Origin of the sequence: Plantactinospora alkalitolerans, assembly GCF_015690345.1 — a bacterium.
Taxonomy (GTDB): Bacteria; Actinomycetota; Actinomycetes; order Mycobacteriales; family Micromonosporaceae; genus Plantactinospora; species Plantactinospora alkalitolerans.
On record NZ_JADPUN010000039.1, the window covers coordinates 1 to 18,722 of the forward strand.

Consider the following 18,722-nt stretch of genomic DNA (forward strand, 5'->3'; position numbering starts at 1 on the left):
GCCCGGGCCCGGCACGACAGTCATCGGCTGGCCGACCTGGTCATGGTGCTGCACGAGGTCCTGCTCACCTCGGGTCGGCTTGCCGCCGGCGCCGTACTCCAGGCCGAACTGCTGCGGTCCGCGCACAGCGCCCGACTGGCCGGGCTGCCCAGGGCGGAGAACGCCACGCTCCGGGCGGTACGTGGTCTACGGGCCGCCCGGGCCCGGCACGACAGTCATCGGCTGGCCGACCTGGTCATGGTGCTGCACGAGGTCCTGCTCACCTCGGGTCGGCTTGCCGCCGGCGACCCCGACCCGGCCCTGATCGGGGTGAGTCGACGCAACTACCGCCCGGGTGGCGGCCTGCGGGTGTCCGGAGTGTGCCGTGAGCCGGTGATCAGCGCGACCGGCTACGCGGGCGTGGTCACCCACCTCCGTTCGGAGGACGGACGTTGGCTCTCCATCGCCGACGTGCAGCCGGGCGGTCCGGATCGGGCCCTGGCCTGCGCGAAGGCGGCGGTCGAGGTGGGGCTGGCGGCCGTCAACCATGCCCAGCTCGCTCGCGGCGGTCTGCTGATCTCCGGAGCGACGGTGTCACCGGATGGCCGGCTCGGCGCCGGACGGGGAGTTCGCGCCATCCCGATCGCCGGTCCCAGCTGGTCGGCGGGTCCCCTTTCGGAACTGTTCACCCGACCGCTCGCGGAGGCGGTACGCGCCCAGCTCGGCACCGTCCCGGGACAGGCCGGAACCGGCTCCGACGCCCACCTCGGTGCCGCACCGGTCGGTCCGGGTGGCCCGGAACTCCTCGGCTGTGACCTGGTGGTGCTCGGCTCGGCCGGCGATCATCTGCTCGCCCGGGAGCTGTCCGCGGTCGCAACCGGACCGACGCTCGCAACCGGACCAGCGGTCGCAACACGACCGACGCTCGCAACCGGACCGGTGATCCGGCTCGTGCCGGCCGACTCCCATCCCGAACTCGCCCACCTGGCCAACCTTCGCCGGCTCGCGTCCCGGCCCGGTCTGCGGATCCGGGTGGTCGGCCGGCTGGACACCGAGCGGGCCAGCACGCTGCGCCCGCTCGCGGTCGGCCCGGTGCCCGGGGCCGAGCCGACGCTGCGCCTGCCGGAGCAGTGGCTGGACCATGCCGATCTCGGGTACGACCTGCTCCAGGGGGCACACCTTCCGCCGGCCGGCGCGGAACCGCCGGACGTACCGATGGGTCGACCGGGGCCGGACCTGGTGGCGGCGTCTCCCCTGTGGCGGGTACGCCGGCTGGTGGAGCTCGCCGTTGCCGGTGGCCGGCGAACCGTCGGGGAGGCCGCCCGGGGGGACGGTTCGGGGCTGACCGCGCCGCTACGCCGGGCCGGGTTCACGGTGGCCGCCGAACTCGCCACCGCGCTGGGCGCCGAATCCGAGCGGCATGGCCGGGACTCCTTCGGCCGGCTCACCGACCCCGATCCGGACCGGTACGCCTGGGCGTGGATCGCGGCGGCCACCCACCTCGCCGCCACGGAACGGGAACTCGTGCGGGCGTCCTGGACCGACCCATCGGACGTCTGACCGACCCGTCGCACGTCTGACCGGCATCGGAGCTTCTTCCCGGAAAGGCCGCAGGCCCGATCGTCCGTGGGTCACGAGGCGGCGGACCTGCTCGGGTTGGAAGGCGGTCGGTGATACGGCGGTGGAACGGCTCGCGGCCGGTACCGGAGAAGGGTCTCCGGTACCGGCCGCGGCGCGGGATCGAGTCGGCTACTGCCGGTCGATGTTGCTGGCGGTGTCCTCGGTGTAGCTGGCGCCGTGGTCGGACTCGCTGGTCAGCGGCTTGGCGCCGCCCTCCGGCGGGCCGGCGAGCGACTGCCCACCGGCGGCCAGTTCCGGGAACTTCGCGTCGAACGCCGGCCGCTCGGAGCGGATCCGGGGCATCCGGTCGAAGTTCCGCAGCGGCGGCGGTGAACTGGTCGCCCACTCCAGCGAGTTGCCGTGACCCCACGGGTCGTCAACCTCGACCAGCGGGCCGGACTTGTACGACTTCCAGACGTTGTAGATGAACGGCAGGGTCGAGATACCGGTGATGAACGAGCCGATCGTGGAGACCGTGTTCAACGTGGTGAACCCGTCCAGCGGCTGGTAGTCGGCGTACCGCCGGGGCATGCCCTCGTTGCCGAGCCAGTGCTGCACCAGGAACGTGGTGTGGAAGCCGATGAAGGTCAGCCAGAAGTGCACCTTGCCGAGCCGCTCGTCGAGCATCCGGCCGAACATCTTCGGGAACCAGAAGTAGATGCCGGCGTACACCGCGAAGACGATGGTGCCGAAGAGCACATAGTGGAAGTGCGCCACCACGAAGTAGGAGTCCGAGACGTGGAAGTCGACCGGCGGGCTGGCCAGCAGCACGCCCGTCAGGCCACCGAAGAGGAAGGTGACCAGGAAGCCGACCGACCAGAGCATCGGTGTCTCGAAGCTGATCTGGCCGCGCCACATCGTGCCGATCCAGTTGAAGAACTTCATGCCGGTCGGGACCGCGATCAGGAAGCTCAGGAACGAGAAGAACGGCAGCAGCACCTGGCCGGTGGCGAACATGTGGTGCGCCCACACGCTCATCGAGAGCGCCGCGATCGCGATGGTCGCGCCGACGAGCCCCTTGTAGCCGAAGATCGGCTTGCGGGAGAAGACCGGGATGATCTCGCTGATGATGCCGAAGAACGGCAGCGCGACGATGTAGACCTCGGGATGCCCGAAGAACCAGAACAGGTGCTGCCAGAGCATCGGGCCGCCGGTCTCGGCGTCGAAGACGTGGGCACCGAGTATCCGGTCCGCGGCGAGGGCGAACAGCGCCGCGGCGAGCAGCGGGAAGACCATGATCACCAAGAGGCTGGTGACCAGGATGTTCCAGGTGAAGATCGGCATCCGGAACATCGTCATGCCGGGCGCGCGCAGCGTGAGGATCGTGGTGATCATGTTGACGCCACCGAGGATCGTGCCCAGACCCGAGATGGCCAGGCCGACGATCCACATGTTCGCGCCGACGCCGGGCGAGTGCTCGACATTGCTCAGCGGGGTGTACGCGAACCAGCCGAAGTCCGCCGCGCCGCCCGGGGTGAGGAAGCCGCCCAGGGCCAGCGTTCCGCCGAACAGGTAGAGCCAGTAGGCAAAGCTGTTCAGCCGGGGGAACGACACGTCGGGCGCGCCGATCTGGATCGGTACCACGAAGTTCGCGAACGCGAAGACGATCGGCGTCGCGAAGAACAGCAGCATGATCGTGCCGTGCATGGTGAAGAGCTGGTTGTACTGCTCCGGCGAGAGGAACTGGAGTCCTGGCCGGGCCAGCTCGGCGCGCATCAGCAGCGCCATCAGGCCACCGATCATGAAGAACGCGAACGCCGTGACCATATACATGATCCCGATTTGCTTCGCGTCCGTCGTACGCAGCAACCGCGCGAATGCCGAGCCCTTGACCGGCTGGCGTACCGGCCATGGCCGGGTCACGATCGGCTTTGGTGCGACGGTGGTCACGAGTGGCCTCCGGTTCTCGTTAGTCCCACTCGGCACGCGCTGTTGATCTGCGGGCCGTACCTCGGAGGCAGAATAGTCCCCGCCAGCGGCGGGTCCGGCGTCGGGTACGACCTGACCCGTGCGCGGCGTCGCGGAAGACGCTCCCGGCACCGCCGGCGGGATTGACCAGCAGGCTCACGCCTGGGCGACGAGTAACCGGTAATGCTCCCGGAAGATTCGTCCACCACGGTCACGCAACAGCGGGTCGCGCAGTGCCGGCGGTACGTCCCTGGTCCGGTCGCGGTCACGGGTCCGGTCCAACACCCATTTGATCCGTGGCCGGCGCCGGCTCTCGTACCCGGCCAGTGCCTCCGGCACCGTCATCGACCGGCACAGCGCCCGGGCGAGGACCAGCCCGTCCTCGATCGCCATCGCGGCGCCCTGCGACAACGTCGGCGCCGTGGCGTGCGCGGCGTCACCCACCAGCACCACCCGACCACGTGACCAGCGCCCCAACTGCACCTCGTCGGTACGCGTGACGTGCACCTGCTCCACCGCGTCCAGCACGGCCGGCACCGGACCGCCGTACTCGCCGAACAGTTCGCGGATCCGGGCCAGCGGATCCGCCGGCAGCTTGGTACCCGCCTCGTCGGCGTAGCAGTACAGCCGACCGGCACCCATCGGCACGACGACGAACGCGGCCCGCTCGCCGAGCAGCCCGGTCCACTCGGCGATCCCGGGTCCGCCGGTGACGACGCTGCGGTAGACGACCTGTCCCGCCGGCCGGGGCGGGCCGCCGAGCGCGGCCAGTGCGCGTACCGCCGAGCCCCGGCCGTCCGCACCGATCACCAGGTCGTACTCGACCTGGCGGTCGTCGGCGAAGGTCACCGTCACGGTGTCGCGGCCGACGTCGAGCGCCCGAATCTCGGTGCCGTACCTGACCTCGCCGCCGGCCCCGGTGAGCAGCACCCGGTGCAGGTCGGCGCTGGGCAGCGCCCGGCACTCGCCAACGCCCGCCCAGAGCTTCCCGAGGTCGACCTCGCACAGCTCCCGGCCCTGCATGTCACAGAAGCGCTGCCGGCCGATGACCTGGCCGAGTGGCCGCAGCGGGCCGTCGAGACCGATCTCCCGCAGCGCCCGCTCGGCGTTGCCGGGCAGGTAGATGCCACCACCGGTCGCTCGGTACCCGGACAGCCGTTCGGTGACCTCCGGCCGGAACCCTGCCAGCCGAAGCGCACGGGCGACCGCCAGACCGGCGATGCCCGCGCCAACGACGAGAATGCGCAGGTTGGATCCGGCCATTTGGTGACGCCTCCGGAGGGATCGGCACGCGTTGAAGGCAAGACACTACTCCGCGCTATCGCCTTCCCGGTAGATCCGATCGGATGCGCCCAGTTCACGGCCGGGTCGAGGCGGTCGACGGCAAGATCAGCACGGCCGACCACCGGCCCCGGGTAGACCCGTCGTTGGGTGGGTCCGGGACTCCGTTGGTGGGATCCGCCCTGGTCCGAGCGCGGCGGTCAGCTCACCGCTGGACCCGGGCACCGGCTCCGCGGACCAGCGCCTCGACCTCCTTGAGGCTGGCCATCGAGGTGTCGCCGGGGGTGGTCATCGCCAGCGCGCCGTGCGCCGCACCGTACTCGACGGCGGTGGCCAGGTCACCGCCGCGCAACAGCTGGTAGATCAGCCCGGAGGCGAAACTGTCGCCACCGCCGACCCGGTCGAGGATCTCCAGTCCGGGCCGATGGGTCGCCTGGACGAAACCGCTGGCGGCGGACCAGGCAATCGCACCCCAGTCGTTGACCGTCGCACTGCGTACGGTGCGCAGCGTCGTCGCCACCACCCGGAAGTTGTCGTACTCCTTGGTGACCGCCTCGATCATTCGCTGGAAGTTGGCCACCTCCAGCTCGGCGAGGTCGTCGTCGGTGTCGGGGACCTCGAAGCCCAGCGAGGCGGTGAAGTCCTCCTCGTTGCCGATCATCACGTCCACGTACCGGGCCAGCCGCCGGTTGACCTCCTGGGCCCGGGACTGGCCACCGACCGCCTTCCAGAGGCTGGGCCGGTAGTTCAGGTCGTACGAGATGGCGGTGCCGTGCCGGCGCGCGGCGGCCATCGCCGCCTCGATGGTCTCCGGGGTGATCTCGGAGAGGGCGGCGTAGATGCCCCCGGTGTGCAACCAGCGCACGCCCAGCGTGCCGAAGAGGTGATCCCAGTCGACATCGTCCGGCCGGAGTTGACTCGCCGCCGTGTGACCCCGGTCCGAGGTGCCGACGGCGCCGCGTACCCCGAAGCCCCGTTCGGTGAAGTTGAGTCCGTTGCGGACGCTGCGGCCGATCCCGTCGTACGGCAGCCACTTCACCAGGCTCGTGTCGACCCCGCCGGTGAGGATCAGATCCTCCAGCAACCGGCCCACCTCGTTGTCGGCGAATGCGGAGACCAGCCCGGTACGCAGTCCGAAGCAGCGACGCAGCCCGCGTGCGACGTTGTACTCCCCGCCGCCCTCCCAGGCCCGGAACGTCCGGGCGGTACGCACCCGACCCTCGCCCGGGTCGAGCCGGAGCATCACCTCGCCGAGCGAGACCAGGTCGTAGCGGCAGTCCTCGGCGGATCGGAGTGTCAGCATTGCACGGGCCTTTCGGGCGAAACGGGGCGGAAGGTCAGCCGGCTCGGGCAACCTTGGGCCGGCGTAGCTCGGTCGGACTGAGGTCGGCTCGCCTCGGCCGGGGCGGCGGTGACTCGGTCAGGCCGGGGGTCGGCTCGCCTCGACCGCGGCGGCGGTCAGCCGGGTCACCTCGTCCCACTGGCCGTCGGCGAGCAGGGCGGGGGCGACCATCCAGGTACCACCGACGGCGAGCACGGCGGGCACGGCCAGGTAGTCGGCGAGGTTGCCGGTGTTGACCCCGCCGGTCGGGATGAACTTGACGGACCGGAACGGCGCGGCCAACGCCTTGATCATTTTCACTCCGCCGAGCTGCTCGGCCGGAAAGAACTTGACCGTCGTCAGGCCGGCGTCCAGGGCCATCTGGATCTCCGTGGCGGTGGCGGCGCCGGGGAACACCGGCAGGCCACGCTGTTGGCAGTGCCGGACCACGGCCGGGGAGAAACCGGGACTGACCACGAACCGGGCGCCCGCGTCGGCCGCCTCGTCGACCTGGGCCGGCGTCAGCACGGTGCCGGCTCCGACCAGCAGGTCGGTCCGCTCGGACATGGCCCGGATGGCGTCGGCGGCGGCGGCCGTCCGGAACGTCACCTCGATGGCGCGCAGGCCGCCGGCGGTGAGTGCGGCGGCCAGCGCCGGGGCGGCGGCGGCGTCCTCGAGCACCACGACGGGCAGGATCCGGGTGGCGGCGATCGTTTCCGATACATCCGCAATCTGTTCATCATCTTGAACGGTGGTCACATACGCGACCCTACTTCGCTCCCCCGCGCTGTCAAGCCAACTAGAGTGGCCGCCATGACGACGGGCACGACCAGGGACACGGAGCCGCTGCCGGACAAGCCCACCCGGACCGACGGCAGCCGTCCGGGCGGCCATCCGGGCAGCCGGGCCGGGCATCCGGCCGACGGCGTAGGCCCGGCCGACGCCACCAGGGCGGTCGACGCCACCGGGGCGGTCGAGGCGTTCCAGCCGGTGAAGTCGGCCGGCCGGACCCTCGACGTACTGGAGGCGCTGGCCGATTCGCCCCGGCGTCGTTCACTTGTCGAACTGGCCCGCGACCTGGGGATCCCGAAGAGCAGTCTGCACGGCCTGCTGCGCACCATGATCCAGCGCGGTTGGGTGGAGGCGGACGTCACCGGCACCCGGTTCGGACTCGGCGTACGGGCACTCCAGGTCGGCGCCGCCTACCTGGAGGCGGACGACGCCACCGGATTGCTGTCGGCGGTGCTGGACGAGTTGGCCAGCCGGTTCGGCGAGACCGTGCACCTGGGCCGACTGGACGGGCCGCACGTGGTCTACCTGGCCAAACGCGAGTCCGTACATCCGCTGCGGTTGTACAGCGCGATCGGCCGGCACCTGCCCGCGCACGCGACCGCGCTCGGCAAGGTGCTGCTCGCCGAACGCCCGGACGAGGCGGTCGACCGGCTGCTGAACTGGCCGCTGCCCCCGCTGACCCGGCACACCATCACCGATCCCTCGCTGCTGCACGCGCAGTTGGCCACCATCCGGACCTGCGGCTACGCGGTGGATCGGGAGGAGAACACCGAGGGCATCGTCTGCTTCGCGATGGCGGTTCCGCTGCACTCCCCGGCCGTGGACGCGATCAGCCTCTCCGTGCCGGCCGCCCGGCTCGGCACGGAAAGCGAGGAGCGGATCGTCGCGGCGTTGCGCGGCGCGGTCGGCCAGGTCCGCGCCGCCCGTAGCCTGCTCGCCGGAGCCTGAGCGGCACACCGCCCAACGGCACCGATCCACGGTACGGCGTTCGACCCGCCGAATCCGGCGCCAAAACCGGATCATCGGCATGAACGGTCCGCCGGAGGCACCGCCCGAGTTGCTTTCCGATATCAAGCATGTAAATGTGTCACTAGCTGCCATGGGAGCGCTCCCCAGGGATCACCGCCGCACGCCCGGCACCTCGCGGCACCCCCACCAACTCCACGGACACTCACCACGCCAAGGAGCATCATGAGACGTCCCGTCCCCGTCTTCGCGGCGATCGCCGGCCTGCTCGTCGCCGGTTCGATCGCCGTGCTCACCTCCGCCGGCCCGGCTCAGGCCGACGTGCAGATCTGCGACCAGTACGGCTCGACCACCATCCAGGGCCGGTACGTGGTCCAGAACAACCGCTGGGGCACCACCGCCCAGCAGTGCATCAACGTCACCAACAACGGCTTCTCGATCACCCGACAGGACGGTCAGGGCAGCACCAGTGGCGCGCCCGTCTCGTACCCGTCGATCTTCTTCGGCTGCCACTACACCAACTGCTCGCCCGGAACCAACCTGCCGATGCAGGTGAGCCAGATCAGCAGCGCGAGCAGCAGCATCAGCTACAACTTCGTCGGCGGCGCCACCTACAACGCCTCCTACGACATCTGGCTGGACCCGCAACCGAAGCGGGACGGCGTCAACCAGATGGAGATCATGATCTGGTTCAACCGGCAGGGCTCGATCCAGCCGATCGGATCGTCGGTGGGCAGCGGCAACGTCGGCGGGCGTACCTGGGACGTGTGGCGCGGCAACAACGGCGGCAACAACGTCATCTCGTACGTCGCGTCGTCCCCGATCAACAGCTGGAACTTCAGCGTGCTGGACTTCATCAACGACGTCCGCAACCGTGGCGCGATCACCAACTCCTGGTACCTCACCAGCATCCAGGCCGGCTTCGAGCCGTGGCAGGGCGGCACCGGACTCGGCGTCAACTCGTTCTCCGCGTCGGTCAACGGCGGCGGCAACCAGCAGCCCACCAGTCAACCGACCAGTCAGCCCACCGGTCAGCCGGGCGGCTGCCGGGTGGCCTACACGGCGAACTCCTGGAACAACGGTTTCACCGCCTCGGTCACCGTCACGAACACCGGCTCCAGCCCGATCAACGGCTGGACGCTGAACTACAACCTGCCCTCCGGACAGCAGGTCACGAACTCCTGGAACGCCACCGTCACCCAGAGTGGATCAGCGGTGACCGCCCGGAACATCAGCCACAACAGCAGCATCGCACCGGGCGCCACCGCGTCGTTCGGATACCAGGGAACGTTGAACGGCAGCTATTCGTCGCCGACCTCGTTCACCCTCAACGGCTCCACCTGCTCCCGGGCCTGACCCGAACCCCGTAACTCCGGCTACGGCGAGCGCATCCCACCCGGCTCCGGTCATCACTGACCGGAGCCGGGCGCCGTCTCCGCCGCAGCACGGTGCCGAACCGAGTACGACGCCGGACCGGGCCGCGGTCGATCGCGGTAGGACGCCGAACGGAGTCAGCGGGCGGTCGGACCGGAGGACGGGACACCCGGCCCGAGTTCGACACGCTGACCCGGAACGGGCGAACCGGCGCTGCGGGGATCGGCGAAGACCACCCGACTCAGGTCATGCCCGCCCGGATCGCCAGCCAGCACTCCGGGCACCGCCGACAGCATCGCCGAGCCGGCCGGCGGCACGGTCGGCAGCGCGCCGGGTCGTCCGGGCGGAAGCACCGGAGCCAGCGCGTGGAACGCCGCGCGTACCCGGTCCGCCCGGTACTCGAACGGATCGTCCGTCGCCCGTAGCAGGACACCGCCATGCCTCAGCGGCCGTACCTCGGCGAAGGCGCCCGACGCCCACAGGCGGTTCGGCCCGCCCAACCGGCGGGTCAGCTCCGCCGGGCACACCGTCACCCACTCGTAGCCCCGCAGGTACGTCCGGCTCTCCTCGGCCGAGGACTCCGCCGAGCGGCCGAGCGCCGCGTCCAGCATCGTGGCCGGCGACAGCATCCCGGCGTTGACGACGATCTCGCCGTACGCCGGGTCCGTGGCGTCGGCGACCAGCCGGGTCAGATCCAGCAGTGCCGGCAGCACCAGCGGCAGCCGCCCGGACCGCTGCTCGAACCCGATCGAGATCTGCAACCGGATATGACGGCGGCCGGCGAACCGGGCGAGGAAGATGTCCATCTCCGAGGCGGTCGCGCTCGGCGCCACGTCGAACCAGCGCGCCGACAGTTGGCAGCAGTCCTCGGTCATCCCCTCGGTCCACCGCCCCGGTCGACGTCGCCGACCCCGCCCGGCAGCGTCCAGCTCGAAGGCCGTCAGTGAGGTGGCCGGCTCGGCCGCGCCGTCCGGATGTACGAACGGCAGCAGCGCGCGGCACGCCTCGTCGTACCACCACCGGGCGAAGCCGCCGAGCCACACCGGATCCTCGCACCGGTCGAGATAGAGCAGCCAGGTGACGAAGTCCGGCTCCGGACCACCATCACCGGAACCGGGCCGGCCGGGCTCCCCGCCGAGCAGTTGGTCGTACATCCCGCGCCTCTCCCTAGCCCCGCCGCATCCAGCCTTCCCGCTCCGGGCGGCGTGGTGCGAGCGACGGCGACGGCGCGCGTCGACCCGGGCGGTGGCTGCCGGCCAGGGTAGTCGCGCCAGCACCCCCGGGCTGAATCGCCCGCCGTACCGAGTCGGACTCAGCGCCCCATCGCGTCGAGCTGGCGCAGTTCGTCGTCGCCGAGCGAGAACCCGAAGATGTCGAAGTTCTCCCGGATCCGGGACGGCGTCGCCGACTTCGGGATCGCCACGATGCCGTGGTCGATGTGCCAGCGCAGCACGACCTGGCTCGGCGTGACCCCGTGCGCCCGCGCGATCTCGACCAGTACGGGATCGCGCAGGTCCGTGGTCTTCAACGGGCTGTAGCCCTCCAGCACCACGCCCCGCTCCTGGTTCTCGGCCAGTCGTCGGGGATCGTGCAGGGCCGGCCCCCACCGGACCTGGTTGACCGCCGGGGCCTCCTCGGTCGCCTCGATCAGCACGTCGAGTTCGATGGTGTCGTAGTTGCTCACCCCGACGGTCTGGACCAGACCCTCGTCCCGGACGGCGAGCAGTTCCCGCCAGGTGGCGATGCTCGCCCGATCGTTTCCGGGAGGCCAGTGGATCAGCCACAGGTCGACGTAGCCGGTGTCGAGCGCGGCCAGGCTGGCGGCGATCGTCTCCCGTTCCCGTCCGGCCCGCTCGGGTGGCAGCTTGGTGGTGAGGAAGACGTCCTCCCGGGCCACCCCGCTGTCCCGGATCGCCCGTCCGACCTCGTCCTCGTTGCCGTACATGGTGGCGGTGTCGATGTGCCGGTAGCCGACGTCGAGTGCCTCGCGGACCGCCTCGTACGCCTTCTGGCCGGAGATCTGCCAGGTGCCGAAGCCGAGCATCGGCATCCGGACCTCGCCGGGCAACTGGGCGGTGGGCTGGGCGGTGGCAGACGTCATGGAGCAGTCCTACCCCGGCCCGCTCCGACCATGCATCCCGGCACGCCCGGAGAAGTCGACGGACAATGGCGTCATGGGTGACCGGCTGGACGCGTACCGCCGCAAGCGCGATCCGGCGCGTACTCCCGAACCGGTGCCGGAGCCCGCACCGGCTGCCGGGGAGTCCGGGGACCGGTTCGTCATCCAGCAGCACCATGCCCGAGCGCTGCACTGGGACCTGCGGCTGGAGCGGGACGGCGTACTCGCCTCCTGGGCGGTGCCCCGGGGCCTGCCCCGGGAGCCGGGGCACGGTCACCTCGCGGTGCACACCGAAGACCACCCGCTGGAGTACCTCGACTTCCACGGCGAGATCCCGGCCGGCGAGTACGGCGGGGGCCGGATGACGATCTTCGACCGTGGGCACTACCGGTGCGAGAAGTGGCACGCCGACGAGGTGCTGGTGGACCTGCGCGGCGAGCGCGTCTCCGGACGGTACGTCCTGTTCCGGACCAGCCGCACCAGGACGCCGGACCGGAACAGGATGCCGGACCGGAACAGGACGCCGGACCGGAGAAGCGCCGACGCGGGCGACAGCGGCCGGGACTGGATCATCCGCCGGCTGGACCCGGCCCCGCCGGGCTGGACCCCGATGCCCGACCTGGTCCGCCCGATGCGGGCCGGCACCGCCTCGACGCTGCCGGCCGACGACGCGGCGTGGGGCTACGAGATGCGCTGGGACGGCGTCCGGGCGATCGGGTACGTCTCCGGCGGGCGGCTGCGGTTGACTTCCGGCACGGACGACGATCTGACGTCGGCGTACCCGCAGTTGCGTGAGCTGGCCGAGGAGTTGGCTCCGACGGAGGCGGTGCTGGACGGCGAACTGGTGACCTTCGACGACGCCGGCCGGGTACGCCCGGCACCCGGCCCGGACGGCCGGCGCGGCACGGGCCGGGACCGTACCCAGTATCTGATCTTCGATCTGCTCTGGCTGGAGGGGACCGCCAGCCTGGACCTGCCCTACGCCCAGCGCCGGGAACTGCTCGACGGGCTGGCGCTGTCCGGGGCGCACTGGCAGACACCGCCGTTCTTTTCCGCCGGCGGCCGGTACGCGCTCGACGCCAGCCGGGAACAGGGTCTGGCCGGCGTGGTGGCCAAGCGGCTGGACGCCGGCTACCTTCCCGGCCGGCGCTCGCGCCGCTGGCTGGCCGTCGACAACTGAGCATCCCGACCGACAACTGAGCATCCCGGCGCGAAAGTGACCCGGCACGCATCGGATACCGGCCAGTCACATCGGCTCGACGGGGATCATGGAAGAACCCGAGTACTGGAGGCCATCCGGTGTACCTCACGCACCTGCAGTGCCCGCGCTGTGACACCGCCCACGACGCCGACCGGCCGCAGAACCTCTGCTCGTGCGGCTCTCCGCTGCTGGCCCGGTACGACCTGGACGGCGTGCGCCGGGCGGTCGCGCCGGAGACGTTCGCGGGCCGGGCGGCCGATCTCTGGCGGTACCGTGAACTCCTGCCCGTCGCCGACGCCGCCCACGTCACCACCTTCGGCGAGGGCTGGACTCCGATGCTGCCGGCCCCGCGCTACGGCGGGTCGATCGGCCTGCCCAACCTTCTGGTCAAGGACGAGGGCCTGATCCCGACCGGCTCGTTCAAGGCCCGGGGCGCGGCGGTCGGGGTGTCCCGGGCCCGGGAGCTGGGCATCAGACACGTGGCGATGCCGACCAACGGCAACGCGGGAGCCGCCTGGGCCACCTACGCCGCGCGGGCCGGAATGCGGGCCACCATCGCGATGCCACTCGGCGCGCCCACCATCACCCGCCGGGAATGCGTGGCCGCCGGAGCGGAACTCCACCTGATCGACGGCCTGATCGGCGACGCCGGCCGGCACGTCGGCAAGCTGATCGCCGCCTCGTCCGGATCACCGGGCGGGGAGATCTTCGACGTCAGCACCCTCAAGGAGCCGTACCGGCTGGAGGGCAAGAAGACCATGGGGTACGAGATCGTCGAGCAGCTCGGCTGGCAGGTACCCGATGTCATCCTCTATCCGACCGGTGGCGGGGTGGGACTGATCGGCATCCACAAGGCGCTGCACGAGATGCGGACGCTGGGCTGGATCGGAGACGCCCTGCCCCGGCTGGTGGCCGTACAGTCGACCGGTTGTGCCCCGATCGTGCGGGCCTTCGGTGCCGGCGCGAACCGGGCCGAACCGTGGGCCGACGCCTCGACGGTCGCGTTCGGCATCAACGTGCCCGCACCGCTGGGCGACGAACTCATCCTCGACGCTCTGCGGGACACCGGCGGTACGGCGATCGCGGTGGACGACGAGTCGATCCTCGCCGACCTGCACGAGTTCGGCGCCCGGGAGGGCCTGCTGCTGTGCCCGGAGGGGGCGGCCTGCCTGACCGCCGCCCAGCGGCTGCGGGCCGGTGGCTGGATCCGCCCGGACGAGCGGGTGGTGGTGCTGAACACCGGGGCCGGGCTCAAGTATCCGGAGACCGTCGACGTGGGCGGCCTGCCGGTGGTTCCCCGGTGAACGCCCGGACGGTGGACCGAAATTTGACAACGACGTCTCCGACCAGAAGGCGTTGAGTGGTTATGTCTTTCGTCGCGAAGCCCGCCCGGAACACCGGGTCGATCGGGCCCGATGGCGTGCCGGACCAGCTCGGCGAGGCCGATGCGGCGCTGTGGCGTGGGGCGACCACGATCCTTGCCGCCAACTGGACGGGTACCCACACCGTGCCCTCCCGCACCCTCTACCCGCACCAGTGGAGTTGGGACGCCGGCTTCATCAGCATCGGGCTGGCCCACACGGCACCCGACCGGGCCTGGCGTGACCTGCGCAGCCTGTTCGAGGCGCAGTGGCCGGACGGGCGGGTGCCGCACATCGTCTTCGACCCGGGGGTGACCGAGCGCGACTACTTTCCGGGTCCGACCTTCTGGGCCGGCGAGGGCGGACCGGTCGGTTCGGGCCGTGGCAACGGCGGACGGCCGAACGGTAACGCCGGCGGCACCCCGGACCGGACGTTCTCGGCACCGGCGGGCACGAACGGCGGCCCGGCAAGGCTGAGCAGCGGAATCGTGCAGCCTCCGGTGCACGCCCTCGGCGCCTGGACGATCTACCGGCGCGCACCCGGGCACGCCGCCGCCGAGGAACTGCGTTGGCTGTACCCCCGCCTCGTCGCCCAGCAGGAGTATCTGGCGACCGCCCGGGACGTCGGCGGCGCGGGGCTGAGCGCGATCGTCCATCCGTGGGAGTCCGGCCTGGACAACAGCCCGTCCTGGGACGAGGCGCTCGCCGCCGTACCGGTGACGCCGGACGTACTCCGCCGGTACGCCCGCAGGGACAACCAGGTGGTCGCCTCGAAGCACCGCCCGACCGACGAGGACTATGCCCGGTACCTGACCATCGCGTTGTCGTACCGGGACGGGGGTTACCGGGATGCGGACCTGGGGCCGCGGCACCCGTTCCTGGTCGAGTGTCCGGGCTTCAACGCGCTGCGGGGGGCGGCGGAGCTGGCACTGGCCCGGATCGCCGAGGTGGTCGGTGCCGACCCGGCGGTGCACCGGGCCCGTGCCGCGTCGATCACGCGGCTACTGGTCGACCGGCTCTTCGACCCGGAAACCGGCATGTTCCATCCCCTGGACGTGCGCACCGGCCGGCGCAACCCCGCCCGGTGCGTCAACGGGCTGCTGCCGCTGATCCTGCCCGAGCTGCCCGCCGTCCAGGTGGCGAGCCTGGTGGCCGTGCTCGAATCGGACCGGTTCGGGGTCTCCGCCCGGATGCCGGTGCCCAGCTACGACCGGACCGCCGCCGATTTCGACCCGTTCCGGTACTGGCGCGGCCCGGTCTGGTCCAACATCAACTGGCTGCTCTGGCGCGGGCTGCGGACGCACGGGCAGGTCGAGCTGGCCGGCACGGTGCGGGCCGCCCTGCTCGACCTGGTCCGAGGATCCGGGTACTACGAGTACTTCCACCCCGGCAACGCCGCGGGGATCGGCTCCCCGGCGTTCAGTTGGACCGCGGCCCTCACCCTGGATCTCCTCGCCGATCCGGACCCGCCGGCCTGACCCGGTCAGCTGTTCGGCGGCTCGTCCTTGCCCGCCTCCTCCAACGCGTCGGCCTCCTCCTTCGTCTGGTGCACCGCCTGGTCGGCGTGCTCCGGCGGGCCGTAGACGGTGTAGAGGACCAGCGGGTTGGGGCCGGTGTTGACGAAGTTGTGCTTCCGCCCGGCCGGTACGACCACCAGGTCGCCCTGGGCCACCTGGCGCTTCTGGCCGGAGACCTGCGCCTCACCGGTTCCACTGACGAAGGTGAGGATCTGGTCGGTGTCCTCGTGGACCTCCTCGCCGATCTCGCCGCCCGGCGGGATCGTCATGATGACCAACTGGGTGTGCTTGCCGGTCCACAACACCCGGCGGAAGTCCGGGCTCTTTTCGGCAACGGTGGCGATCGTGTAGTGCTCCATGCGCGGTTCCTTACCCCTTGAAGACCGGCGGATAACGCGCGGCCACGCGTCTGGGGTACCGAACGGGACGGCGGCGGCGATTGCCGGCGGCCGGGGATCTCCTTAGCAGGTTCCGGCCAGCCTCAGGTTTGGTTTCGAGGACGGTGGGAAACCCCACAACCAGCCGGAACGGCACCCGCCGAACCGGTCGAGCCAGGTCCCCGCCGGGCGTACCGCCGTTGGGCTGCGCGGGCGGGAGACGGCCAGAGCGCGGCGACGCCATGATCCATCAGGCGGCGCCGCGCGCTCGTGCGTACCCTGCCTCGGAAGCTGGTACCCGCCTTCCACGTCTCGCGTTTACGCGCGTCTGCCTGTCTTCACGCGTCTCGTGTCCACAGTGGCTCCCGCACCCGATCCGGAGGATCCCGCCGGATCCCGCCGGTCCCTGCGACGCCGGGCCGCGCCGCAGGGACCGGGGCCAGGCGGGGACTGCCTGGCCGGAATGACGTTCGGCTGGTGGCGCGAGTGACGTCCGCCGGTGGCGCGCCGACCCGATGTCGGCACGCGCGACTCAGGACGAGACGTGCAGGTGGAAGGAGCGGTCGGCGGGGGTGCCGGCGCTGTTCCAGGTCTGCACGAAGACACCGTTGGGGACGCCGGCCCGGCCGACCACGGCTATCTCGCCGGGCGGGGAGCCGCCCACGCTGCCGGGCAGGCCGATCGTGGCGGTGAAGGCCGATCTCGTGACGTCCTGGATGAACACCACCTGGTACTGGCCAACGGCCAACCGGACGGAGGAGACCGCCCCGAACCCCCGGGCGAGGGTCCCGTTCGTGTTGACCACGGCGAAGTGGCCCTGGGCGGTCGCCGGCAGCCCGGCGGCGGTGGCGGGTACGGCCAGGACGTCGAGGCCCTCGGCCTCCGTTCCGGTGGCGGGCGGCTGTTCGATCGCGGAATGCCTGGCTTCGCTGGTGTCGGGCTGTCTGGCCTCGCTGACTTCGGGCATGGTGGTGGCTCCTTGCTGGGCGGGTCGGTCTCCGACCCAGGTGACGAGGGATCGCGACAGCGGTACGGCGAGCGGCTGACCTGGTGGGTCGGGCCGGATGGATCCGTGCCGGTCGCGCTGCGTGCCTGCGACCGAGATTACTCTCTGTCAACGTATGACCACAGTTAGTACGTCTGTCCGATCACGGACACGTCGTCTGGACAACGACGCCACGACGTAGTTTGATGAACGTCAATTGGGGCCGGGCGCTGGAGCAAGTCGTACTCCCAGAAAGGCTCTTGGCATGCCTGGTCGCAAGCTGCCCACCCGACTCCTCGCCGCCGTCCTCGGACTCGTGCTGCTGCCGCTGTCGGCAGCCCCCGCGTACGCCGATCCGCTGATCCCGCTGCCTCCACCCGGCCAACCGGTGGTCACCGACCTCACCTCGACCGGCGCCACGCTGACCTGGGAACGGCCCGTCGGCCCCGTCTTCCGCTACAGCATGCTGCGGCTGGTCGACGGCGAGTGGCAGGGCTTCGTGTCGATGCCGTTCAACTCGTACACCCTCGCTGGCCTGACGCCGAACACCGAGTACACCGTCGCGGTACGCGCCGCCGCGCTGGCCGGGTCGGGCTACACCCTGAGCCCGCTCTCCGAACCCGTGACCTTCACCACCCTGCCCGAGCCGGCCGGCTGGAACTGCACCGTCTCGATCAGCGCCGACCAGTACGGCGGCTTCACGGTGCGAGGCACGCTGGTCTGGTCCGGCGCCGATCCGGTCCTCCGCTGGACCGTCGGGTTCACCATCGCGACGAATCTCCGGATCACCCAGGGCTGGAACTCGGCGATCACTCGCAGCGGCACCCGGGCCACGATCACGGCACCGGGATGGAACGGTTCGCCATCCATCCCGCCCGGTGTCCCACAGAACTTCGGATTCAACGGCCGCTACACCGGGACCTTCACCCCACCCGGCGACTTCCAGGTCGAGCCCGGCCGGGTCTGCACGATCCTCCAGTGACGCACGCCGGCTCCGGGCCCGCCCACCGGTTCCGGAGCCGGCGAGGCAGCATGGAGGGGTGAACACGCGAACAGCCGAGCGCTACGGGCCGCTGGCAGAGCTGCTGGCCGGTGGCGACGTCGCGGTGCTCAGCGGGGCGGGCCTGTCGACGGAGTCGGGGATTCCCGACTACCGGGGACCGAGCGGGGCGCTCCGCCGGCACACTCCGATGACGTACCAGACGTTCGTTCAGGACGCGGTGGCCCGGCGCCGTTACTGGGCCCGGAGCCACCTCGGCTGGCGCACCGTGACCGGTGCCACCCCGAACGCGGGTCACCGGGCGGTGGCCGAACTCGACCGGCGGGGACTGCTGGCCGGCATCCTGACCCAGAACGTGGACGGGTTGCACCAGGCGGGCGGTGCCCGGTCGGTCGTCGAACTCCACGGCAGCCTGGCCAGGGTGATCTGCCTGGGCTGCGGCGGGTCCAGCGACCGCGAGACGCTGGACCGCCGGCTGCGGGCCGCCAATCCCCGGTTCACCGCCTGGTACGACACCGTGAACCCGGACGGCGACGTCGAGCTGCCCGACGAGGCGGTCACCGACTTCCGCACCGTGGACTGTCTGGCGTGTCCGGGCGGGATGCTGAAACCGGACGTCGTCTTCTTCGGCGAATCGGTTCCCGCCGAGCGGGTCCAGACCTGCTTCGACCTGGTCGAGCGGGCCCGGCTGCTGCTGGTCCTCGGGTCGTCCCTGACGGTGATGTCCGGGCGACGGTTCGTCGTCCGGGCGGCGAAACTGGACATCCCGGTGGTGATCATCAATCAGGGGGCGACCCGGGGCGACGACTACGCCTCGCTGACCGTCGACGCGCCACTCGGCCTGGTGCTACCCGAACTGGTCCGGCTCCTTCCCCCGGCCCGAACCCCCGACCCGTCGCCCCTCGGCCACCGGTCCGGTCA

The 18,722-nt window shown here is 71.1% G+C and carries 16 protein-coding genes; 8 read left to right on the forward strand and 8 right to left on the reverse strand.

The window, feature by feature from the left end:
• Positions 1-1,539: hypothetical protein (locus tag I0C86_RS01805; RefSeq protein WP_196199411.1), on the forward strand; the 1,539-nt coding region annotated here is incomplete at its 5' end.
• Between the two features lie 189 nt (positions 1,540-1,728).
• Here the strand turns inward: I0C86_RS01805 and ctaD are convergent.
• The 4 genes from ctaD to eda form a co-directional block, all read right to left on the reverse strand.
• Positions 1,729-3,489 (reverse strand): aa3-type cytochrome oxidase subunit I, encoded by a 1,761-nt coding sequence (ctaD, locus tag I0C86_RS01810; protein ID WP_196199412.1) that lies wholly within the window; start codon positions 3,487-3,489, stop codon positions 1,729-1,731.
• 174 nt (positions 3,490-3,663) lie between these two features.
• Positions 3,664-4,770: an FAD-dependent monooxygenase gene (locus I0C86_RS01815; protein ID WP_196199413.1), complete on the reverse strand. Its 1,107-nt coding sequence runs from the start codon at positions 4,768-4,770 to the stop codon at positions 3,664-3,666.
• A 223-nt stretch (positions 4,771-4,993) separates the two neighbouring features.
• On the reverse strand, positions 4,994-6,091 hold the full coding sequence (locus I0C86_RS01820; protein ID WP_196199414.1) for a sugar kinase: 1,098 nt from the start codon (positions 6,089-6,091) through the stop codon (positions 4,994-4,996).
• Between the two features lie 117 nt (positions 6,092-6,208).
• Positions 6,209-6,868, reverse strand: coding sequence for a bifunctional 4-hydroxy-2-oxoglutarate aldolase/2-dehydro-3-deoxy-phosphogluconate aldolase (gene eda, locus I0C86_RS01825; protein WP_323373418.1), 660 nt, complete (start codon positions 6,866-6,868; stop codon positions 6,209-6,211).
• Positions 6,869-6,922: 54 nt separating this feature from the next.
• Between eda and I0C86_RS01830 the strand changes: the two genes are divergently transcribed.
• Positions 6,923-7,849 carry an IclR family transcriptional regulator gene (locus tag I0C86_RS01830; RefSeq protein WP_196199416.1) on the forward strand — a complete coding sequence of 309 codons (927 nt, stop codon included), beginning with the start codon at positions 6,923-6,925 and terminating at the stop codon, positions 7,847-7,849.
• 243 nt (positions 7,850-8,092) lie between these two features.
• On the forward strand, positions 8,093-9,223 hold the full coding sequence (locus tag I0C86_RS01835; protein WP_196199417.1) for a GH12 family glycosyl hydrolase domain-containing protein: 1,131 nt from the start codon (positions 8,093-8,095) through the stop codon (positions 9,221-9,223).
• A gap of 155 nt (positions 9,224-9,378) precedes the next feature.
• On the opposite strand, the gene I0C86_RS01840 is transcribed toward I0C86_RS01835, so the two are convergent.
• Both I0C86_RS01840 and I0C86_RS01845 read right to left on the reverse strand, forming a co-directional pair.
• Positions 9,379-10,395, reverse strand: coding sequence for a hypothetical protein (locus I0C86_RS01840; protein ID WP_196199418.1), 1,017 nt, complete (start codon positions 10,393-10,395; stop codon positions 9,379-9,381).
• Between the two features lie 158 nt (positions 10,396-10,553).
• A complete protein-coding gene (locus tag I0C86_RS01845; protein WP_230393375.1) occupies positions 10,554-11,342 on the reverse strand; it encodes an aldo/keto reductase in 789 nt (262 codons plus the stop codon).
• A 73-nt stretch (positions 11,343-11,415) separates the two neighbouring features.
• Here I0C86_RS01845 and I0C86_RS01850 point away from each other — a divergent pair, with 73 nt between their 5' ends.
• The 3 genes from I0C86_RS01850 (at position 11,416) to I0C86_RS01860 (ending at position 15,400) form a co-directional block, all read left to right on the forward strand.
• Positions 11,416-12,540 (forward strand): DNA polymerase ligase N-terminal domain-containing protein, encoded by a 1,125-nt coding sequence (locus I0C86_RS01850; protein ID WP_196199419.1) that lies wholly within the window; start codon positions 11,416-11,418, stop codon positions 12,538-12,540.
• 119 nt (positions 12,541-12,659) lie between these two features.
• A complete protein-coding gene (locus I0C86_RS01855) occupies positions 12,660-13,865 on the forward strand; it encodes a threonine synthase (RefSeq protein WP_196199420.1) in 1,206 nt (401 codons plus the stop codon).
• 62 nt (positions 13,866-13,927) lie between these two features.
• Positions 13,928-15,400: an MGH1-like glycoside hydrolase domain-containing protein gene (locus I0C86_RS01860; RefSeq protein WP_230393376.1), complete on the forward strand. Its 1,473-nt coding sequence runs from the start codon at positions 13,928-13,930 to the stop codon at positions 15,398-15,400.
• Between the two features lie 5 nt (positions 15,401-15,405).
• Here the strand turns inward: I0C86_RS01860 and I0C86_RS01865 are convergent, their stop codons facing one another.
• Together I0C86_RS01865 and I0C86_RS01870 are read right to left on the reverse strand one after the other, a co-directional pair.
• Positions 15,406-15,798, reverse strand: coding sequence for a cupin domain-containing protein (locus I0C86_RS01865; RefSeq protein ID WP_196199421.1), 393 nt, complete (start codon positions 15,796-15,798; stop codon positions 15,406-15,408).
• A 550-nt stretch (positions 15,799-16,348) separates the two neighbouring features.
• Positions 16,349-16,783: a hypothetical protein gene (locus tag I0C86_RS01870; RefSeq protein ID WP_196199422.1), complete on the reverse strand. Its 435-nt coding sequence runs from the start codon at positions 16,781-16,783 to the stop codon at positions 16,349-16,351.
• Between the two features lie 283 nt (positions 16,784-17,066).
• On the opposite strand from I0C86_RS01870, the gene I0C86_RS01875 reads away from it, so the two are divergent.
• Positions 17,067-17,783: a cellulose binding domain-containing protein gene (locus tag I0C86_RS01875; protein WP_196199423.1), complete on the forward strand. Its 717-nt coding sequence runs from the start codon at positions 17,067-17,069 to the stop codon at positions 17,781-17,783.
• A gap of 58 nt (positions 17,784-17,841) precedes the next feature.
• On the forward strand, positions 17,842-18,722 hold an 881-nt coding region (locus I0C86_RS01880; RefSeq protein WP_196199424.1), incomplete at its 3' end, for an NAD-dependent protein deacetylase.